The organism is Ruegeria sp. HKCCD9138, from assembly GCF_057220975.1.
On the sequence record NZ_JBWVAZ010000018.1, the window covers coordinates 33,457 to 53,189 of the forward strand.

Below are 19,733 nucleotides of genomic sequence, written 5' to 3' on the forward strand. Positions count from 1 at the left end.
AAGGCCTGCGAGCCTGTCGGGTCATCGCACCAGAATGGCGCGAAAATCATTGACGTTTGTACCCGTGGGACCCGGTGAGAACAGATCTCCAATTGACTCAAAGGTCGAAAAGGCGTCGTTTTCGGCAAGATCCGCTGCCGGGTTGCGACCGGCGGCACGCATCCGGGCGCAGCTTGTTCCATCCACAAATGCGCCAGCATTGTCTTCCGAGCCATCGATACCATCGGTATCCGCCGCCAGCACCACAATTCCATCCATCCCGTCAATTTCCTGCGCCAGAGACAGCAGGAATTCGGTGTTGCGCCCGCCTTTTCCTTTTCCGCGCAAGGTGACCGTGGTCTCTCCGCCCGAAAGGATCACGACCGGCTTTCTGAAGGGCCGGTCCTTGCCCGCCACTTCGCGGGCGATCGCTGCGTGCACACGGGCCACGTCCCGAGCTTCACCCTCGATGGCGTCCGACAGGATCACGGCGGGAACACCCTGCGCTTTGGCAGCGCGGGCGGCCGCGTCCAAAGACAACCCGGCCGAGGCGATGACACGCACCTCGTTGCCAAAGAACCGCACATCCCCTGGTTCAGGGGCTGCGGCGGCAGGTGTATTAAGGTGGGCCAAAACCGACCCGGGCAACTCGATACGGTAATCGGTGATCAGGCGCAGTGCGTCATCGCGCGACACCCCGTCCGGCACCGTCGGGCCCGAGGCCACCTGCGCGGGATCGTCTCCTGGCACATCCGAGACCACAAGGGAAACCACCCGGGCAGGATGCGCAAGCGCCGCCAGTCGACCGCCCTTGATGCCGCTGACATGCTTTCGAATGGCGTTCATGACCGAGATCTGTGCCCCTGATGTCAGAAGTGCCCGGTTGAGGGCCTGTTCATCCGCAAGCGACAACCCGTTGGGCGGGCACGGCAGCAACGATGAACCACCTCCACAAATCAGCGCCACAACCAGATCATCCGGTCCCAAGCCGGACACCGCCTGCATCAAAGCCTGACTGGCTTGTACCCCGGCTTCATCGGGAACCGGGTGCGAAGCTTCAAGCACTTCGATCCCGGAACACGCGGCCCCATAGCCATAACGGGTAACGACCACACCGGACAATGGACCGTTCCACAATGTTTCGAACGCCTGCGCCAGTTGCGCTGCGCCCTTGCCTGCGCCGATCACAACGGTGCGTCCTTTGGGCGGGCCGGGAAGTTGGGTTTTCAGCGCCGCAAGCGGGTCGGCAGCCTCGACGGCCGCGTCAAACAGCGAGGTCAGAAACACTGTGTCTTTCATTCACAGCTCGATGTCGCAGACAAAGACACCCTCCGCGCCACCTTTCAGCTTTTCAACGATTCGCCCGCCGATTTCCTGATGGGTGCTGTCGTTCAGATAAACCTCGCGCACTGCCGCATCCTGAAAGTCGAACCAGAACATATCGTTGAAATCCCGCACAAGCGGCGTTTCGATCGAGACGTTCTTGCGATGCTGAAAGTCCAATATCCCGTCGATATGCCCGGAAAGTCCGCCCAGGTCGGAATACAATGCCGCCTTCTCTGCATCGCTTGTGTTTGCTTTGAAACGCAGGTGAACAAGGTGACGTATCATATTGAGCTTACCTTTCAGCGAGATGTTACCAGAATTTTGCTTTTTTGCGGTCCTTGAATGCGGACAGGCCGGTTTGCAACTCGGGCTGTGCGGCAGCAATACGACCGGCGAGCGCCTCAAAGACACGTTCGCGCTCTTCTCCTTCGGCGGCATTGATCAGCATTTTTGCCAGTTCAATCGCGACAGGTCCGCGATGGCGCATCCGTTCGACCAGATCGTCAACCGTAGCCAGACCCCGTCCCTTTTCAACTACTTGATCGACGATCCCTGCCGCCAGTGCCGCTTCGGCCGAAAACTCTTCGCCGAAGATAGCCATGCGCCGCACGAGCTGGGCGCCAAACCGACGCACCGCCCGCTGAGTTCCGGACCAGCCGGGGATAATTCCCAGCGCGGGCTCGGGTTGTCCGATCCGGATGTGGGATTCTGCGATGCGGTAATCCGCGCATGCTGCCAACTCAAGTCCACCGCCCAAAACATGGCCGTTGAGGACGGCGATGACCGGTTGACGCAAACGCGTAAGCGCGTCCAACGCCTGATGCCCATCCCGTAACCAGTGTCGGCCAAACCCGTCGGGAGAGCGGCTTGCCCACGCATCAATGTCGCCGCCCGCACAGAACGCCTTACCCGCGCCGGTCAGGATGACAACATGCGCATCGTCGGTATGTTCGATCTGACGGCAGATGGACAGAAGGTCATCCATCATGGCTTCGTCTATCGCATTCAGCCGGTCGGGCCGGTTGATGGTCAGCCGCGCAATGCCGTCTTTGATATCCAGCAGAAAGTGTTCCATCATGCTGTCTACAATTGCAGACCCATGGGGGCCGGATCAAACAGTTCCGCGTCCATCATCACCAAATCATCCGCCACCAACAACGGGGTCGCCGCCTGATCCAGAATGTCTTGCTGCAGGTCCACGCCTGGTGCGATCTCGGTCACCGTCAGGCCACGTTCCGTCAGTTTGATCACACAGCGCTCGGTCACATAGGTTACGTCCTGCCCCTGCGCTTTTGCACGCGTACCGGAGAATGAAATCTGATCGACCTCATCGACGAATTTGGCAACTTTTCCTTCCTGCAGGATGTTCAACTGACTGTCTTCAATGGTCATTTTTGCCCCGGCATTAAAATTGCCGGAGAATACAATCTTCCGGGCCCGCGCCGTAATATCCACAAAGCCGCCCGCCCCGGCCGTTCTGTGGGGTATGGCGGAAAGACGTGACACATTCACCGAACCGTTCCTGTCGACTTCAAGAAATGACAGGAGCGAGGCGTCAAACCCGCCGGCCTGAAAATAGCAGAACTGATGAGGTGACGGGACGAACGCCTCGGCATTGGCCGAGCAGCCGAATTTGAAATCCAGCAATGGCACGCCGCCGACTGCGCCCTGCTCGATCATCCAGGTGACTGAACCATGCAGCCCCTCCTCGACGAGAATGCGGGGGACATTGGCCGAGATACCAAACCCAATGTTCACGGCCCAGCCATCTTTCAGTTCTTTCGCAACCCGGCGGGCGATGACTTTGCCGACGTTAAATTCCGCCGTGCGGAAACTGTCGATTGGACGAGTCAATTCACCAGATATTGCTGGATCGTATTCTGTCGCCGTCGTCTGCAACTGATCCGGGGCCTCGACAATCGCGTCAACCAGAATGCCCGGCACATGGACGTCGTGGGGGCGAATGCTGCCGGCGGCGGCGATGCGCTTGGCCTGAGCGATCACGACACCACCGTTGTTCCGGGCGGCCAGTGCCATCTCCATTGCACCCAAATAGGCGCCTTCGTGCTCGAAACTCAGATTACCCTTTTCGTCAGCGGTGGTAGCTCGGATGATCGCCACGTTTGGGGCCTTGGATTTGAAATACAGCCAATCCTCACCTTCGAACTCCATGCGTTTGACGATCGGTTCGGCACGGGCCGCATCGTTCATGGCGCAACCTTCGATATCGGGATCGACAAATGTGTCCATCCCGACTTTCGTCAACACACCAGGCCGCTTGGCCGCCGCTTCGCGCAACATGTCAAAGATGATACCCGACGGGACATTATAGGCGCGCACCTGTTCACCTGTGATCATCTGCCAGATCAGCGGTGGCTCAGCCTTGCTGGGACCCGACGGGTACGACCCGCCAATGATCCGCGTCAAAAGACCGGGCTTGGAGATGTGATCCACGCCTTTGGTGCCAAACATATCACCAGCAGCAATGGGATGGATCGTCGTCAGATTCTTTGGCGCACCTTCCTCATCAAAGCGTTCGCCTAACCCCTTGAGTACCGCATCGGGGCAGCACAGACCACTCGACGAATTCACTGCTACTGTCGCCCCGTCAGGAACAAGGCCTGCTGCTTCGCGCGCCGTCATTTGCTTTGTCATGCGATCCTCACAAAGTAACTAACTGGTTATATGCTTATGCCCCGGCAGACGCCCAAAATCAACAAGAATAAATCACCGGGTGGAATTGACCTGACATCAAGTAACCAATAAGTTACTTACAAGGCTGATATCAGGGAGGACCGCAATGAATATCTACTTTCAAAATACCAATCAGCGCACTTTTGGCACGTTTCCACTGACAGGGAACGAACTTCGGGACGCCATGATGATCGCGGCAGAGGTTGGATACCGTTCGTTTGATACCGCGCAAATGTATGAAAACGAAAAGGAAACCGGCGATGCATTGGCAGAGCTTGGCCTTGCCCGCGACGAGATTTGCGTCACCACCAAAGTCCATCCTGACAGTTTCAGCGAAGCGGCATTTTTGCCCTCTGTTGAAGAAAGCCTAAAGAAACTGAGACTGGATTATGCCGACGTTTTGCTTTTGCACTGGCCCCCAGTTGGCGGCGACATCGCGCCATCTCTGAAACTGTTGGAACAAGCGCACGCGAAAGGGCTGGCCAAGAATATCGGCGTTTCGAATTACACGGCGCAGATGATGCGGGACGCAACTAAAATCATCGACACTCCGCTGGTAACGAACCAGGTAGAATTTCACCCCTTGCTGAACCAGGACACCTTGCTTGCCGCAGCCAGCGAAACCGGGATTCCGCTGTCGTCTTATTGCTCGGTTGCGCGCGGCGAAGTTTTCAAGAATCCGATCTTTGCCGAAATCGGTGAAGGCTATGGAAAGACCGTAGGTCAGGTCGTGTTGCGGTGGATTCTGCAAAAAGGCGTCTCGATCAACACGATGTCGACCAAACGCGCCAATATCCAGGCCAATTTCGACGTAATGGACTTCACCCTGTCCGGCATCGACATGGACCGGATCGATACATTGACCCATACCGGCTACAGAATCGTTACCGAAGATCTGGTGCCTTGGGCGCCTGAGTGGGACTGAATAAAAAAACGGCGGTGCCATTATTCGGCACCGCCAGTTCGGGGAGTTATCCAAGCCTTTGAGAGCGGAACAGCTCAGTGATTACCCCTGATCATGTCAGAAGCTTTTTCTGCCATCATTATTGTTGGGGCATTGGTGTTTGATCCAATCAGGCTGGGCATGGCCGAGCTGTCGCAAATCCGCAGCCCGTCAACCCCATGCACCCGCATTTGCGGATCGACCACCGCCATATCATCCACGCCCATTTTACAGGTGCATGTAGGGTGATAGGACGTGCGCCCAAATTGCCGCGCATAGGCTTCGAAATCGGCCTGTGTCTTGACGCTGTCATCCGGAAAACGGATCTGGCGGATGTATTTCTGCAAGCTTTTCTGCCGGAAAATCTCGACACTGTGCTTCACACCCTCGACCGAGGTTTTCAGATCATCGGGATGCCCGAGGAAATTGGGGTCGACCAGCGGCATGTCTTCGACCCGGTTTGACCGCAGCCGCACGGTTCCCCGCGCCTTGGGGCGCACAGTGTAGGAGTTCAGAGTGATACCCGAGCTGCCCTTGGGGACACTTGGCACACCGGCTTCGGCACCAGCACCTGCCAAGAAATGGAACTGCAAATCGGGCACGGGTGCGGATGTGTCACCATACCAGAACGCGCCGCCTTCTACCACGTTCGATGCCACCGGCCCCGACCCGAACAGGTAATACTGAATTCCGGCCCACGCCGCCCAATGCGGTTTATTGTATTTGTCGAGGCTTTGATGCCCGTTCAGTTCCGCGACGATATCGATCCCGAAGTGGTCATTCAGGTTCTCGCCGACCCCCGGCAGATCGTGTTTGACCTCAATCCCATGCTCGCGCAGGTGCGCGGCCGGGCCAACGCCCGACAGCATCATCAGCTTGGGCGTTCCGATGGCACCAGACGTCACCAGGACCTCCTGATCGGCGGTCACCGTCCGGACCTGCCCGACCTTGTCGTATTCTATCCCTGTTGCGCGTCCACCTTCGATCAAAATGCGATGCACCTGACAGCCGGTCTCGACCGTCAAGTTGGGGCGCGACAGCGCTGGTTTCAGATAGCCCACCGCAGCCGAACAGCGTTTCGCGTTCCAGATTGTGGTCTGATAGACCCCTGCCCCTTCCTGAACCGGACCGTTGAAGTCGGGGTTGTAGGGGATGCCCGCCTCCTGACACGAACGCACAAACGCGCGCGTCATTTCCTGCGGCGCAGCGATATTCGACACACCGAGGGGGCCTTCGGTTCCGTGCCAGTCGCCGGACAAGATGGCGTTGCGTTCCGAGCGGACGAAGTACTTCTGGATCTCCTTGAACGACCAGCCTTCGCAGCCCTCTTCGTTGGCCCAACGGTCATAGTCCGCGGGGTGGCCGCGGGTGAAGACCTCAGCGTTGATCGAACTGCCGCCACCGATGACCCGGCCCTGGGCATAGGGGATTTCGCGATTGTTGGCATTCACCTGCGGTACGGTCGTAAATCCCCAGGTGTGCGGCCCGTCGGTCATCTTGGCGAACCCGACCGGCATATGGATCAGCGGATGACTGTCCTTGCCGCCCGCTTCCAGCAACAATACCTGCGCATTGCTGTCTTCACTGAGACGGCTGGCCAGAACGCACCCGGCCGCACCGCCCCCGACAATCACATAATCGTACCCGCTTTGCGCCATCATTCCACCCAATGCGTCCGCTTGCCAATCTCGACATGGATCGATTTGACCTGCGTATATTCCTCGACCCCGTGCATCCCGGCCTCGCGGCCCCAGCCCGATGCCTTGAATCCACCAATGGGCAGTTCCGGACCTCCTGCCAACGTGGTGTTAACCCAGAACCGGCCCGCCTGAACCCGGCGCGAGATGGTCAGGGCCTTGTCGATATTCTTGGTCCAGACACTGGCGGCCAAACCGTATTCCGTATCGTTGGCAATCGCGATGGCATCGTCAATCGTATCGAACGGGATCACAACCAGAACCGGCCCAAAAATCTCTTCCCGAGCAATCGCCATATCCATTGTGACATCGGTGAAGACGACCGGATCTATGTATTGCCCGCCGGATATCTCGGGCGTAGTCCCGCCGGTCAGCAGGGTCGCACCCTCTTCCTGACCTTTGGCGACATAGGACAGGATAGTGCGGTTCTGCGCATCCGTGGTGATCGCTCCAGCTTGCGTGCGTTCGTCCAGCGGGTCACCGACGCGCACATTGCGCAGCTTGTCTGCCACCATCTTTGAAAACTCATCAGCGACAGAGCGTTCCACCAGCAGCCGCGCGCCGGAGACACAGCACTGCCCGGTATTGAATGCGATGCCAAAAGCGACGCCATCGGCGGCATCCTCAAGATCGGCATCCGCAAACACGATCTGCGGATTCTTTCCGCCAAGTTCCAACCCCAGCTTCTTGAAGTTGCTCTGGCCCGCAGCCGCAACCACCGACCGGCCCACAGCAGTCGAGCCGGTGAATGACAGCATGTCGACATCCATATGCTCGGCCAGTTTCTGGCCAATCACACTGCCCGATCCGGTGACCACATTGAACACACCATCAGGCAGCCCGGCTTCACTGAGAATCTCCGCAAGCAACAGTGTTGTCGCGCTGGTCACTTCGGAAGGTTTGGCGACAATCGTACACCCCGAGGCAAGGATATACGGCACCCGTTCACACAGGATCAGAAACGGAAAGTTCCAGGGCGTGATCAGACCTACAACGCCAACGGGTTCACGGGTGACGACTCCCATTGCCCCGTCACCGCTGTTGTTGAAGCTCTCTCCATGCAACGCGCGCGCAAGACCCGAGGCAAACTCGAACATGCCAACGGTGCCCTGAACCTCGGCCCGCGCCTGACTTATGGGCTTGCCGTTTTCCAGAGTTTCCCAATAGGCGATCTCATCCGTGCGGGCACGGATCAGCTCTGCTGTCTTCAGAAGAATCGCGGCACGATCAGCGCCGGACAACCCGCACCAGCGGCGATCATCGAAGGCCGCCCTGGCCGAGGCAACGATATTGTTCAGATCGTCCTCGGTGCAGCGGGGGATACGGGTTACGGGAACACCGTGACCGGGCGAGGATCGTTCGAATACTTCCCGGTCTCCGGCAGGCACCCATTGCCCGTCCACGAAGAAACCAAACTCCCGCGGCTCAGACGGCGGTTTCAGAATGTGGCTCTTTTGATCCATTTGATGTGCTCCATCATTGCGTTACGACTCAGGCTGACGCATCCAGCCTGTCGCGAAATTCATTCCATCCGCTATCAACCGAAGACGGCGCATCATGCCATTGGTGCAAGATCTCTCCGGTCGCGGGATCCTTGTCCGGGATTGGCAGCATCATGATCCGTTTGACGGCGGCCTGATACATCTCGGGCGTCAGGAATGCTTCCTGAATGTTGTCCCAGTCGCGGCCTCCGGCATAGCCGCCGCACATCATGATGTCGTCCGAGCGTCCAACCATCTCATGGCTGACACCGGCGGGCATGACGATCACGTCACCGGCTTCGATCCGCACTTTGGTCCAGCCTTCCACAGACAGGTTGAATTCCATCCAACCGGCGGCGCAGCCTAGGCATTCGTGTGAGGTCGAATGAAAATGTGGGTATTCGTAAACGCCGGGATACTCCCAGTTGTTGCCCCAGCCATTTGCGCGGAACCGCGCCTTGACCGCATCCACCCCGCCCCCGGGCATCGCTCCGCGATGGATCAACAGCGGGAAGCGGCTGTTGGGGATCATGCCTTCGGGTTTCGACATATAGACTTCAACGGTCATTTGCAGTTCCTCCCGTTTGACTAGTGCGCCATGACAATCTGGGTCTTCAAATCCATTGGCCGGTCAGGGAAGCTATCGAACGCCTCCTGAATGCGATCCAGCGGGTAAGCGGCACGCGTAAAAAGGTCGGTATTGATCCGGCCATGCGTCAGCAAAATCAGGGCATCGTGCATGTCCTGGCCCATACCTGCGACAGACCCTTTGATCGAGTTTTCCTGCAGGATTGTCTGCAGGATATCGACGGGCAACGTCTCACCGGCTCCGGTCAAGCCGAAGGCCGCGATGTGGCCGCCTTTGCGGATCAGTTGCATCGCCTGCTCATACAGGATCGGCAATCCAACGCTTTCGATGACGATATCCGCACCGCGCCCGTCAGTATGGTGCAAAACCGTCTGTTTCAGCTCCGAAGGATCGGAAACACCGGCATCCGCACCATTCTGCAGGGCCATGTGCACACGGTCTTCCGATACGTCAGCCACAATGATCGGAGCGGCACCAATCGCGCGCAATAGCTGCACATGCAGATTGCCGATCGGACCGGCGCCCAAAACCACAACGGACTGACCAAAGGTAACATTTGCCTTGCGGGCGCAGCGGACAACGCAGGCCAACGGTTCGGTCAATGCCAGAATATCCGCAGGGACATCGTCGGGGGTCGAAATGACCAATCGTGCAGGAACCGAGATATATTCGGCAAATGCGCCATCCATTGATATGCCCATTTGCTTCATTTCGGGGCAATTCAGGATTTCGTTGCGCCTGCACCAATAACAGGTTCCGCAACCAATGTTCATGTCCACTACGACCGGCGTACCAACGTCAAGACCTGTGACATCTTCCCCGATTGCCGCTATGGCGCCGGTGAACTCGTGGCCCGGGATCATCGGCAGGTTTTCCGCCGCATAGTGGCCATTGAAGATATGCATGTCCGTGCCGCATATGCCGACCCGCGATATGCGGACCAACACCTCGTCCCGGCCGGGCTCGGGGCGGGGCACGTCTCGCACCTCGAATTGTCCCGGCCTGATCAGGACTGCGGCTTTCATGGTCCCGGTCATTTCACGACTCTGAGTTTTGATCGATCGATCGTCAGGGCAATTGCCGCAATCAGGATCAGGCCAAAAACCATCTGCTGTTGCGTGGCATCCACCTCGAAATACAGCATCGAGGAGCGGATCACCGCAACGATCAGCGTACCGATCAGGGTGTTGATTACGCCGCCAACGCCACCGGTCAGGGGTGTCCCACCAACCAGAACCGCAACGATTGCAGGCAGCAGGAATCCGTTCGCCAGTGTGGGAGAGCCACCGGACAGCTTGACCGAGAACAGCAAACCCGCAATCGCCGCAAGTCCACCGGACAAGGCAAATGCCATGATCTTGATCCGGTTGACATTAAGACCCGAGGCGACAGCTGCAGGTTCACCCGCACCAACCGCCTTGAGAGCGCGTCCAAATGTTGTTCGCGATTGCAGAAACCACGCGCCCAGAACTAGGATCGCGGCAATGATCAGCTCACTTGGCAGACCAAAAACTGTCTCGGTCATCCAGCCGAAGGTCGCATCCCGCAGCGTCGCATCCATGAACAGGGCGCGCTGGCCCGACAGGTATTGCGCCGTCGAAAACGCGATACCGCCAACAGCCAGCGTTGAAATGAAGGATGGCACGAACAGTCGCGTCGTCACATAGCCCGAGACACTGCCCAGAACCACGCCCGACAGAATGCAGATCAGCGCCGCTCCAATGCCAAAGGTTGGCAAAGCGATGGTGGCCACAACGGTTGTCATATTTGCAATTGATTGGGCCGACAGATCGATACCGCCGATATAGATCGCAAAGGTCATGCCAAGCGCCATGATGAACAGCGGCACGATATCCGCCATCATCGAAATCAGATTGGCCGGGCGCAGGAAATTCGCGTCGGCAAGACCAACCACCAGCACAAGCGCCAGCAAGGTGATCCAGGGCAGATGGGGTTTGATGCGTTCAAAACTCATGGCGCGGGCCTCAGATCATGTGGTGGACAAGGTCATACAGCGACGGCTTGTCCCCCGGGCTGCAATCGAAACGTTTCTGTGCGACACCGTCCTTGAGAACGATGATCGTGTGGCTAAGCCCAATGGCTTCTTCCAGCGTATCCGCGACCAGAATGATGCCGACGCCGTCATCCGACATTTCGCGTACCATGTCATAGACATCCTCTTTCGCGCCGATATCCAGACCGCGCGTCGGATGGTCGAGCAGAATGATATCGGATCCGGCGGATCGCCATTTGGCCAGAACAACTTTTTGCTGGTTGCCCCCGGACAGCCCGCCGCAATCCTTGTAGACATCCGGCGTCTTGATCGCGAGGCGATCTATCCATTGGCGGGCCAGCGATTTTTCCTCACCAATCCGCAGCACACCGGAATTGGCATAGTTTCCCATCTGGCTGAGCGTCATGTTTTCATAGACATTCATTCCCGCGACGATGCCTTCGACTTTACGTTCGCGCGGGATGTAACCCACGCCCCCCGCGACACCTGCTTGCGCGTTGAACCTGCCAACAGCCTCACCCTTGAGCGTCACGGTTCCCAATGATGGCGTCTCAAGCCCGAAAATCGTGCGCAGGATCGCTTCGCGACCTGATCCTTCGGTCCCGACAAGGCACAGCACCTCTCCCGGACGCAATTCAAAGGAAATGTCCGAGTACTTTCCGTTCAGTGAAACGCTATCGAAGGCTACCAGCGGGTTTGCTTCGGCCTGATAGGGCTTCTGTTTCTGCTCGCGATAGTATTCCTTGTCCACATCCCGGCCGACCATCTTGTGCTGGATCGCATCTACATTGGCCTCGCCCTTAGTGACTACGTCGACAACCTCACCATCTTTCATCACATAGATGCGGTCGGACAGATCAAGAACCTCATCCATACGGTGGCTGACAAAGATGAACGACGCGCGGTTGGTGAGTTCGCGCACCAAACTGAACAACAGTTCAACCTCTTCCTTGGCCAGAACCGAGGTCGGCTCGTCCAGCAGGATGACCAGATCGCCGTCGATCCGCTCCTCCAGCGTCAGAACCTTGGCCAGTTCGACCAGTTGCCGTTGCGCGAAAGACAGCTTTGAGGTGACCATACCGGGGTCGATATCCAGTTTGACCTTGGCCAGTTGTTGGCGCGCGGCATCGGCCATGGCTTTCCAATTGATCACGCCATAGTTGACGAATTGCTGCTCGAACCCCAGAAAGATGTTCTCCATCACGGTCAGGTTGGTGATCAGGGATTGTTCCTGAAACACCATGCCGATGCCGTGATCCATCGCCTGACGCGGGTTCTGAAAGCGAACCTTTGTGCCATCGATGGTGATATCGCCGCCATCGGGCTGATAGGCGCCATAGATGACCTTCATCAGGGTCGATTTCCCGGCACCGTTTTCACCGACCAGCCCGACGATTTCGCCCCGTCCAATCTTGAAATCGACGGATTTCAGTGCGTGGACCCCGGGGAATTTCTTGTCAACGTTTATAAGTTCGTACATCTGCCGCCCCTATTTCACGAAGGTCACGGATTTACGGTCGGTCGACAGAACCACCGCAGCAATGACCAGAACGCCCAGAACGCCGTCTTGCACGTAGCCGGGTAACCCGATCACAACCATGCCGTTGTTAATGACGTTCACGATCAGAACACCCACCAAGGTGTTCCAGACACCGCCAATGCCACCCCACAGCGCGGTGCCACCCACGACGACTGAAGTGATCGACACAAACATGAAGTTCGACCCTGTTGCGGTTTCGGCAATCCCGATCCGGCCGACGGCCAGCAGCGCGCCTACCGCATAAAACACGCCAGCCAGCGCAAAGCCCATGATCCGCACACGATTGACGTTCAGGCCCGAAGCATGGGCCAGTTCCTCACCCCCGCCCACGGCATAGAAGTTGCGCCCCAGCGTTGTGCGAGACTGGATGAACCAAGCAATCAATAGGAAGATCAGCGCCACGTAGCACATGATCGGGAAGCCAAACCAGCGCTCGGTCAGAAGCGAGCGGAACAGATCATCCTCGACCCTGATCCGGTCTCCGCCGGTCAGCAGCAATGCAAACCCGGTGCCAACAAAACCCATCGCCAAAGAGGCCATGAAGGACGGAATTTTGAGCAAAACATGGACAAGACCGTTCACCAACCCGATTGAGGCACCAACCAGCAGAGCAAGCGGAAGGGCCAGCCATCCCCATGAGGCCAGCGTCCCGCCCATGGCGATAAACGCAAAGGCGAACACAACCGCGCAGACGGAAACAGTGCCCTCCATCGACAGGTCAATAGACCCCATGATGATGATGAAAGTCACGCCGATGGCGACCATCAGCGCCGGTGTGGACGAGATACCGATCCGCGCAAAATTTCGCAGCGAGAAGAAACGCGGCTCCATTGCGGTAAAGAACAAAATCAGGACGATAAGGACAATCAGGGGCGCCCATTTGATCAGAACATCCCGTTTCAGCACATTACTCATGTGCTTCCTCCCACTGAGTGAATTGCATAGCCGCCTGGTGAGTGTACCCAGCTCAGACGGACGGACCGGTGCGAACACCGGCCCGCGACGCCTTGCTAGTACTGAATCTGACCGTTCGACGTGGACCAGAAGTCTTTCCAGTCATAGGTCGGAACGCTGTCCAGATACTCTGCTTTGAACGCCAGCGCATCCTCAGGACGGACCATGATGGTCGGACCGTAGAATTCACGGTGTTCGTGCGGTTCTTCAGACGGTTTGAAATGACCAGTTGCCGCGTAATATGCGAGTGCCGCGGTGATACCGCCACCCCAATGTGGGTTTGTGAATACAGTGGCCAGAATCTTGCCTTCGCCCACCAGTTGCACAGCTTGGGGGTTGCCGTCATAGGACACGATCGGCATGTCTTCGATACCCTCGGCGCGTAGAGCTTCGAGCACGCCGTAAGCTATGGTGTCGTTGGCGCAGTGGACGCCTTTGATCTCGTCGCCGTAACGCGTCAGGAAAGCACTCATGACTTGGTTGGCTTTCTGCGTGTCCCAATCCGCCGGTTCGGCGGCCAACAGCTCGGCGTTGGGATAGTCTTTCAGTGCGGTCTTGAGGCCTGCCAGACGCTCGATAGCCGGGTTATTCGATGCAATACCGCCCAGATGCACAACGCCTCCAGACCCACCCATTGCGTCCAACAGTATGCGGGCTGTTTGTTCTGCCGGGCCTTCGTCTGACCAGCTCATGTGGCTGACATAGTTGTCGCCAAAGTCCCACGGATGCAGATCATCGGTTTTGTTCCATAGGGTCGAAACATAGGCACCCGCTTCCACGCACGATTCCACTACCGGACGGGCATTTGGTGCATCGTTGGTATCGATGGCCAGCGCCAGCTCACCGTTGGTTTTGGAAAGCAACGCCTTAACGTCTGCAAGCGACTTCTCTGACGATCCCTCGTTGATCAAATGTGTCAGGAAGTCTTTAGGCTTGCCCAGACTTTCAACAAAAGCTTCGCCACCAGAAACGATTTCGTTCCAATACGGATTGGTGCGGTTGCGATATGACCACGCAATCGTTGGATCCGCTATGGCGGCTCGGGCCACTCCACCCAGCATGCTTGAGACTGCAGCCCCGCCCAAACCGTAGGCAGAGGCCAGCAGAAAGTTGCGGCGGGTTATAGTCTCCTGCTCGATATACTTCTTGATAAATGACATAGCGTCCTCCCTTTCGATTAGCACTCGGGACCGCGGACATCCTTGTTCAGCCCCTCCCCGGCACATATCCGCGCAGCGGGATGCCGCGCCCTTAATGCACTAACTAGTTACTTCTTTACGAAGGGCTATGTCAAGCGTTAAGAATGGGGTAGAAACAGCATTGTACAGCCTGAAGCTGTGCTTTTTTGATTTCTGAAGGTCAGGCATAAGGAACGCATTGACCTAATATTTTCGCGCTGAAAAGCCTGTAAGAAAGGAAGCTCGCGGTGGTCGAGAATACAAAAAACAAAAAGAAAAGAGATGCTGAGGCGACAAAAGCGCGGATTCTACAGGCCGCTAAGAAGGAGTTCGCCAAACACGGTCTGGGTGGCGCGCGGGTAGATGAAATTGCCGAGCGTGCGAATGCGAACAAGCGCATGCTCTATCACTACTTCGGCAGCAAAGAGGATTTATTCCGCACAGTTCTGGAAGCTGCGTATCTTGATATCCGAAACGCAGAACGCAAGTTGAATCTCGAAAGCCTGTCGCCATCTGATGCACTTGAATCACTGGTACGGTTTACCTGGAAATACTACCTCAAAAATCCCGAGTTCATTACGCTCGTCAATAGTGAGAACTTGCACCGAGCACGACACATAAAGTCCCTTTCGAGTCTTCCAGAATCGACCAAAGGACTTGTTCAGATGGTAGAAAAAATTCTGAAGCGCGGCGAAGAAAGTGGTGAATTTCGCTCTGGCATTGACGCCACGCAGCTAAACATCACCATTGCCGCCATCGGGTATTATTACCTGACGAACAGGTTTACCGGCTCATTCCTGTTTCAACGTGACATGATGGACGAGCAGGCACTAAACGAGCGCCTGGACTTCAACGTCGATAGCATTCTGCGGATCGTTCAAAATGAACGCCCTCAAATGTAGAGATCTGATCGCAACGGGAGATTGAAAGGCAATTCTCCTGATCCACGTGCGCTCCGAATTTTGGCAATAATTTGGTGTGATCGTCGTTCGCAGGATATGTATTCTTGACTCAATGAAGCCTTGCGCCAATATTAGCAAGTAACCACACAGTTACAACAGTTTCATAAGGGAGGAAAGCATGAACAAGATAACCAGCATTATTAAACTTTCGACAACGGCTGTTGCCCTTTCCATCACAGCTGCACATGCCGAAGATGTGGAAGTTCTGCATTGGTGGACTTCGGGTGGTGAAGCAGCAGCGCTGAACGTGCTCAAACAAGACCTTGAAAGCCAGGGTGTAGGCTGGCAGGACATGCCGGTTGCAGGTGGCGGCGGCACCGAGGCCATGACCGTTCTGCGTGCTCGCGTCACCGCGGGCGACCCACCCACTGCAGTTCAGGCACTGGGCTTCGACATTCTGGATTGGGGTAACCAAGGTGCACTGGCGAATCTGAACGACCTAGCCGCCAAGGAAGGTTGGGATGACGTTGTGCCCGAAGCGCTGCAATTCTTTGCCAAAGTTGATGGCAAGTGGATTTCTGCACCGGTCAATGTGCATTCTACCAACTGGGTTTGGGCCAACAAATCCGTGCTCGACGCCAACGGAATTGCAGTGCCCGAAACCTGGGAAGATTTTGTAGCCGCAGTTGAAACACTTAATGCAGCAGGCGTTACGCCGATCGCGCACGGCGGCCAGGCCTGGCAGGATGCGACCGTGTTCGACGCGGTAGCAATGTCCGCGGGCGGGCCGGAGTTTTACAAAGCCGCCTTCATCGATCTAGATGAAGAGGCGCTGGGTTCAGACACGATGAAAGAAGCCTTCGACAGGATGGCGTTCATTCGCGAAAACGTCGACGATAATTTCTCGGGCCGCGACTGGAATCTGGCGACGGCGATGGTCATAAATGGTGAGGCCGGCTTCCAAATGATGGGTGACTGGGCGAAGGGTGAGTTCCTGAACGCAGGTAAAACTCCCGGCGAAGATTTCCTGTGCTTCCGTTTCCCGGGCACTCAGGATCAGGTCACATTCAATGCGGATCAGTTCATGATGTTCGATCAGGGTGGCACTGTTTCTGTAGAGCAGGCCGCACTGGCCAGCGCGATCCTGTCACCATCCTTCCAAATCGCGTTCAACAAGGTGAAGGGTTCCGTCCCTGCACGAACAGACGTGGATGGAAGCGAGCTGGACGCTTGTGGCCAGCAGGGTATGAAGGACCTTGCGGCGGCTGCATCGTCGGGCAACCTGTTCGGCTCGATGGCACACGGCCATGCTGCTCCAGCTTCGGTGAAGAATGCGGTCTATGACGTGGTCACCGCGCATTTCAACGGCGAGTACGACAGCGAAACGGCAGTTCTGGAATTGGTCGACGCGGTTTCCATCGCCAAATAATCTACTCTGGTAGGGCGGTCCTGATCGCTCGCCCTGCCTGCCCTTGCTATTTTCGCATAACCTGCCTTTCGGAGAGTTGCCATGGCCACGGCTGCCGAGGCGGATTTCAAAACCCGTCTACAGAACCGGATTCCCAAGCTTGTCCTTTCGCCGTCACTGGCAATGGTCCTGATCTTTGTTTACGGGTTCATACTGTTCACAGTCTATGTTTCTTTCACGGACAGCCGTATTCTACCGTTCGTCGACAAGGACGGGCAGCGCACCTTCGACCTGATTGGACTGGCGAACTACGAAAAACTGTTCAAACTGTCCCACTGGGAGATCGCGTTGACCAACATGGCCGTCTTTGCCGGCCTTTATATCGTTGTCTGTACGATTATCGGTCTGACACTGGCCATCCTGTTGGATCAGAAGATCAGAGGCGAAGGTTTTTTACGCCCACTTTATCTCTACCCCATGGCTCTGAGCTTCATTGTGACCGGTACAGCCTGGAAGTGGTTTCTGGATCCGGGCATCGGGCTTGAAAACATCGTGCAAGCCTGGGGGTGGGAGAATTTCCAATTCGACTGGATCAAAAACCGCGACTTCGCAATCTATACAATCGTTCTCGCGGCCGTCTGGCAGACTTCGGGTTTTGTTATGGCCATGTTTCTGGCCGGGTTGCGCGGGATCGACAATGAAATCCTGAAAGCCGCGCAGATGGACGGCGCGTCAAACTGGAATCTTTATCGGCGCATCATCATTCCGCAGCTCCGGCCCGCGTTTCTTTCGGCGTTCGTGATCCTCGCCCATCTGGCGATCAAGACTTTCGACCTTGTAATCGCGATGACCGGGGGCGGTCCCGGCAGGGCGACTGAGCTGCCCGCAACGTTCATGTATTCCTATACCTTCAGCCGCAATCAGATGGGGATAGGCGCGTCTTCGGCGGTCATCATGCTGATCACAATCGCAGCGATAATGATCCCCTACCTGTACGCTGAATTGAAGGAGAAGAAGTGATGGCATTCGCAAGCTCAGATACCGCCATCCGCACGGGCCGCTTCGCCCGGACGCTAATCTACGTGGTGCTGATCCTGTTCGTGTTGTTCTACATGCTTCCGCTTTACGTCATGATGGTAAATTCGGTGAAACCGCTTTCCGAAATAACGGGCGGCGGAATGATGTCCCTTCCAAGTGCCTTCACATTGGAGCCCTGGGCAAAAGCGTGGTCCACCGCACAGGTCGGGGTCGAACCGACAGGACTCCGGCCCTATTTCTGGAATTCGATTTCGATGGTCGTCCCGGCCGTCGCCATTTCTACGGTGCTTGGGGCCTTAAACGGGTACATCCTGACAAAATGGAGGTTCCGCGGCGACACGATCCTGTTTGGGTTGATGCTGTTTTCCTGCTTCATCCCGTTCCAGATCGTCCTGATCCCCATGGCTGCCATCCTCGGCGTTCTTGGCCTGTCCGGCAAGACAGCAGGACTGGTTCTGGTCCATGTGGTTTATGGTGTCGGATTTTCGACCCTGTATTTCCGAAACTACTACGCGGCGTTCCCAACCGAATTGGTTCGGGCTGCTCAAATCGATGGCGCCGGATTCTTTCAGATATTCTGGCGAATCCTGTTACCTTCGTCGGGCCCGATTATCGTGGTTTGCGTGATCTGGCAGTTCACCAACATCTGGAACGACTTCCTGTTTGGTGCCTCCTTCGCCTCGGGCGATGGTGCCCCGATGACAGTCGCCCTGAACAATCTTGTGCAAAGCTCGACCGGCGTAAAGGAATACAACGTCCATTTTGCAGGTGCGATCCTTGCCGCAATGCCAACCCTGCTCGTCTACATCGTTGCCGGACGCTATTTTGTGCGCGGCCTGATGGCGGGCTCTGTTAAGGGGTAACCGATGGGTTTTCTCGATATAGACAACGTCACCAAATCCTATGGCCCCGTCGAGGTGCTGCACGAGGTCAACATCGCGGTGGAGGAAGGCGAGTTCCTTGTTTTGGTCGGGCCTTCGGGCTGCGGCAAATCCACCCTACTGAACATGATTGCCGGGCTGGAAGACATCACTTCGGGCGAAATTCGGATCAAGAACTCGGTCATGAACGGGGTTCACCCCTCAAACCGCAATATCGCGATGGTCTTCCAATCCTATGCGCTCTATCCGAACATGACTGTTGGCCAAAACATCACCTTCGGCCTTGAAATGCACGGTGTTCCCAAGCCTGAACGTGAAAAGGCCATGGCAGATGTCGCAAAGCTGCTGCAAATAGAACAGCTTCTGGATCGCAAACCGGGTCAACTGTCAGGCGGCCAGCGTCAGCGTGTTGCCATGGGTCGGGCACTGGTGCGCAACCCCGACGTGTTTCTTTTCGACGAGCCTTTGTCGAACCTTGATGCCAAACTTCGGGTCGATATGCGCACCGAGATTAAGAAGCTGCACCAGAACCTCGGTACAACAATCGTCTATGTAACCCATGACCAAATCGAAGCGATGACCCTTTCAACCCGGATCGCCGTCATGAATGGCGGGTATGTACAGCAACTGGGCACCCCGAAGGAAATCTATGACACACCTTCGAACTTGTTCGTGGCTACGTTCATGGGCTCTCCGTCAATGAACCTGATCCGGACAACCATCCGGGTCGAAGGGACTTCGGTTGACGCGATGACACAGAATGATCGCGGCGAGGAAATCCGCCTTGCTCTTTGCGCACCATCGGACGCGATAAAGACATATGATGGTAAAGAAGTGATACTGGGCATCCGCCCCGAGGCACTGACCGATATGGAAGGCGCAGATCACCGGTCAACGCACATTGTGTCGATCCGAAACACAGTGACCGTGACAGAACCTGCGGGTTCGGACACATTCGTGGCCACGGCCGTCGGAGGCGCCGAATGTGTCGCACGGATGCGCGCGGATGCGGAGGTCGCCCCCGGACAAGAAGCCGAATTCGCTTTCAACATGGAAAAGGCCGTGGTGTTCGACCCAGATTCCGAGAACAGAATTCTATAAACGCCCAA

The 19,733-nt window shown here is 56.6% G+C and carries 18 protein-coding genes; 6 read left to right on the top strand and 12 right to left on the bottom strand.

The genetic code is table 11. The annotated features are described in order from the left end of the window. Positions 1–21: 21 nt before the first annotated feature. The 4 genes from AC2TEL_RS20920 to AC2TEL_RS20935 are packed head-to-tail and all read right to left on the bottom strand — an operon-like array spanning position 22 to position 3,960. Complete coding sequence (locus AC2TEL_RS20920; protein ID WP_480844452.1) at positions 22–1,278, bottom strand: glycerate kinase type-2 family protein; 1,257 nt, start codon at positions 1,276–1,278, stop codon at positions 22–24. Further along, positions 1,279–1,590, bottom strand: coding sequence for a Dabb family protein (locus AC2TEL_RS20925; RefSeq protein ID WP_480844453.1), 312 nt, complete (start codon positions 1,588–1,590; stop codon positions 1,279–1,281). A 25-nt stretch (positions 1,591–1,615) separates the two neighbouring features. Further along, positions 1,616–2,383 (bottom strand): enoyl-CoA hydratase/isomerase family protein, encoded by a 768-nt coding sequence (locus AC2TEL_RS20930; RefSeq protein WP_480844455.1) that lies wholly within the window; start codon positions 2,381–2,383, stop codon positions 1,616–1,618. A 5-nt stretch (positions 2,384–2,388) separates the two neighbouring features. Next, a complete protein-coding gene (locus tag AC2TEL_RS20935; RefSeq protein WP_480906745.1) occupies positions 2,389–3,960 on the bottom strand; it encodes an acyl CoA:acetate/3-ketoacid CoA transferase in 1,572 nt (523 codons plus the stop codon). Between the two features lie 145 nt (positions 3,961–4,105). Here AC2TEL_RS20935 and AC2TEL_RS20940 point away from each other — a divergent pair, with 145 nt between their 5' ends. After that, complete coding sequence (locus AC2TEL_RS20940) at positions 4,106–4,924, top strand: aldo/keto reductase (RefSeq protein ID WP_480906748.1); 819 nt, start codon at positions 4,106–4,108, stop codon at positions 4,922–4,924. Between the two features lie 74 nt (positions 4,925–4,998). Here AC2TEL_RS20940 and AC2TEL_RS20945 read toward each other — a convergent pair whose 3' ends face one another. The 8 genes from AC2TEL_RS20945 to AC2TEL_RS20980 all read right to left on the bottom strand — a co-directional run bounded on the left by AC2TEL_RS20945 (position 4,999) and on the right by AC2TEL_RS20980 (position 14,377). Next, a complete protein-coding gene (locus AC2TEL_RS20945) occupies positions 4,999–6,603 on the bottom strand; it encodes a GMC family oxidoreductase (RefSeq protein WP_480906751.1) in 1,605 nt (534 codons plus the stop codon). Then, positions 6,600–8,102 (bottom strand): aldehyde dehydrogenase family protein, encoded by a 1,503-nt coding sequence (locus AC2TEL_RS20950; RefSeq protein ID WP_480844458.1) that lies wholly within the window; start codon positions 8,100–8,102, stop codon positions 6,600–6,602. Before AC2TEL_RS20950 ends, AC2TEL_RS20945 begins: the two co-directional genes overlap by 4 nt. Positions 8,103–8,130: 28 nt before the next feature. After that, positions 8,131–8,688, bottom strand: coding sequence for a hypothetical protein (locus tag AC2TEL_RS20955; RefSeq protein WP_480844459.1), 558 nt, complete (start codon positions 8,686–8,688; stop codon positions 8,131–8,133). Between the two features lie 20 nt (positions 8,689–8,708). Then, positions 8,709–9,746 (bottom strand): zinc-dependent alcohol dehydrogenase, encoded by a 1,038-nt coding sequence (locus tag AC2TEL_RS20960; RefSeq protein ID WP_480844460.1) that lies wholly within the window; start codon positions 9,744–9,746, stop codon positions 8,709–8,711. Continuing rightward, the gene (locus AC2TEL_RS20965; protein WP_480906754.1) at positions 9,743–10,684 is read right to left on the bottom strand and encodes an ABC transporter permease; all 942 of its coding nucleotides are present in this window, start codon (positions 10,682–10,684) and stop codon (positions 9,743–9,745) included. The genes AC2TEL_RS20960 and AC2TEL_RS20965 overlap by 4 nt, the downstream gene beginning before the upstream one ends. Positions 10,685–10,694: 10 nt before the next feature. Then, positions 10,695–12,203, bottom strand: a complete 1,509-nt coding sequence (locus tag AC2TEL_RS20970; RefSeq protein WP_480844462.1) for a sugar ABC transporter ATP-binding protein — start codon at positions 12,201–12,203, stop codon at positions 10,695–10,697. Between the two features lie 9 nt (positions 12,204–12,212). Then, the gene (locus tag AC2TEL_RS20975) at positions 12,213–13,178 is read right to left on the bottom strand and encodes an ABC transporter permease (protein ID WP_480844463.1); all 966 of its coding nucleotides are present in this window, start codon (positions 13,176–13,178) and stop codon (positions 12,213–12,215) included. Between the two features lie 95 nt (positions 13,179–13,273). Further along, the gene (locus AC2TEL_RS20980) at positions 13,274–14,377 is read right to left on the bottom strand and encodes a sugar ABC transporter substrate-binding protein (RefSeq protein ID WP_480906756.1); all 1,104 of its coding nucleotides are present in this window, start codon (positions 14,375–14,377) and stop codon (positions 13,274–13,276) included. Between the two features lie 266 nt (positions 14,378–14,643). On the opposite strand from AC2TEL_RS20980, the gene AC2TEL_RS20985 reads away from it, so the two are divergent. From AC2TEL_RS20985 to AC2TEL_RS21005, 5 genes are all read left to right on the top strand, one after another. Then, positions 14,644–15,297, top strand: a complete 654-nt coding sequence (locus AC2TEL_RS20985; protein ID WP_480844465.1) for a TetR/AcrR family transcriptional regulator — start codon at positions 14,644–14,646, stop codon at positions 15,295–15,297. A 178-nt stretch (positions 15,298–15,475) separates the two neighbouring features. Beyond that, positions 15,476–16,726: an ABC transporter substrate-binding protein gene (locus AC2TEL_RS20990; protein WP_480844466.1), complete on the top strand. Its 1,251-nt coding sequence runs from the start codon at positions 15,476–15,478 to the stop codon at positions 16,724–16,726. 81 nt (positions 16,727–16,807) lie between these two features. Then, a complete protein-coding gene (locus AC2TEL_RS20995) occupies positions 16,808–17,725 on the top strand; it encodes a carbohydrate ABC transporter permease (protein WP_480906758.1) in 918 nt (305 codons plus the stop codon). Continuing rightward, positions 17,725–18,606, top strand: coding sequence for a carbohydrate ABC transporter permease (locus AC2TEL_RS21000; protein WP_480844468.1), 882 nt, complete (start codon positions 17,725–17,727; stop codon positions 18,604–18,606). Before AC2TEL_RS20995 ends, AC2TEL_RS21000 begins: the two co-directional genes overlap by 1 nt. A 3-nt stretch (positions 18,607–18,609) precedes the next feature. Further along, the gene (locus tag AC2TEL_RS21005; protein WP_480844469.1) at positions 18,610–19,725 is read left to right on the top strand and encodes an ABC transporter ATP-binding protein; all 1,116 of its coding nucleotides are present in this window, start codon (positions 18,610–18,612) and stop codon (positions 19,723–19,725) included. Positions 19,726–19,733 lie beyond the last annotated feature (8 nt).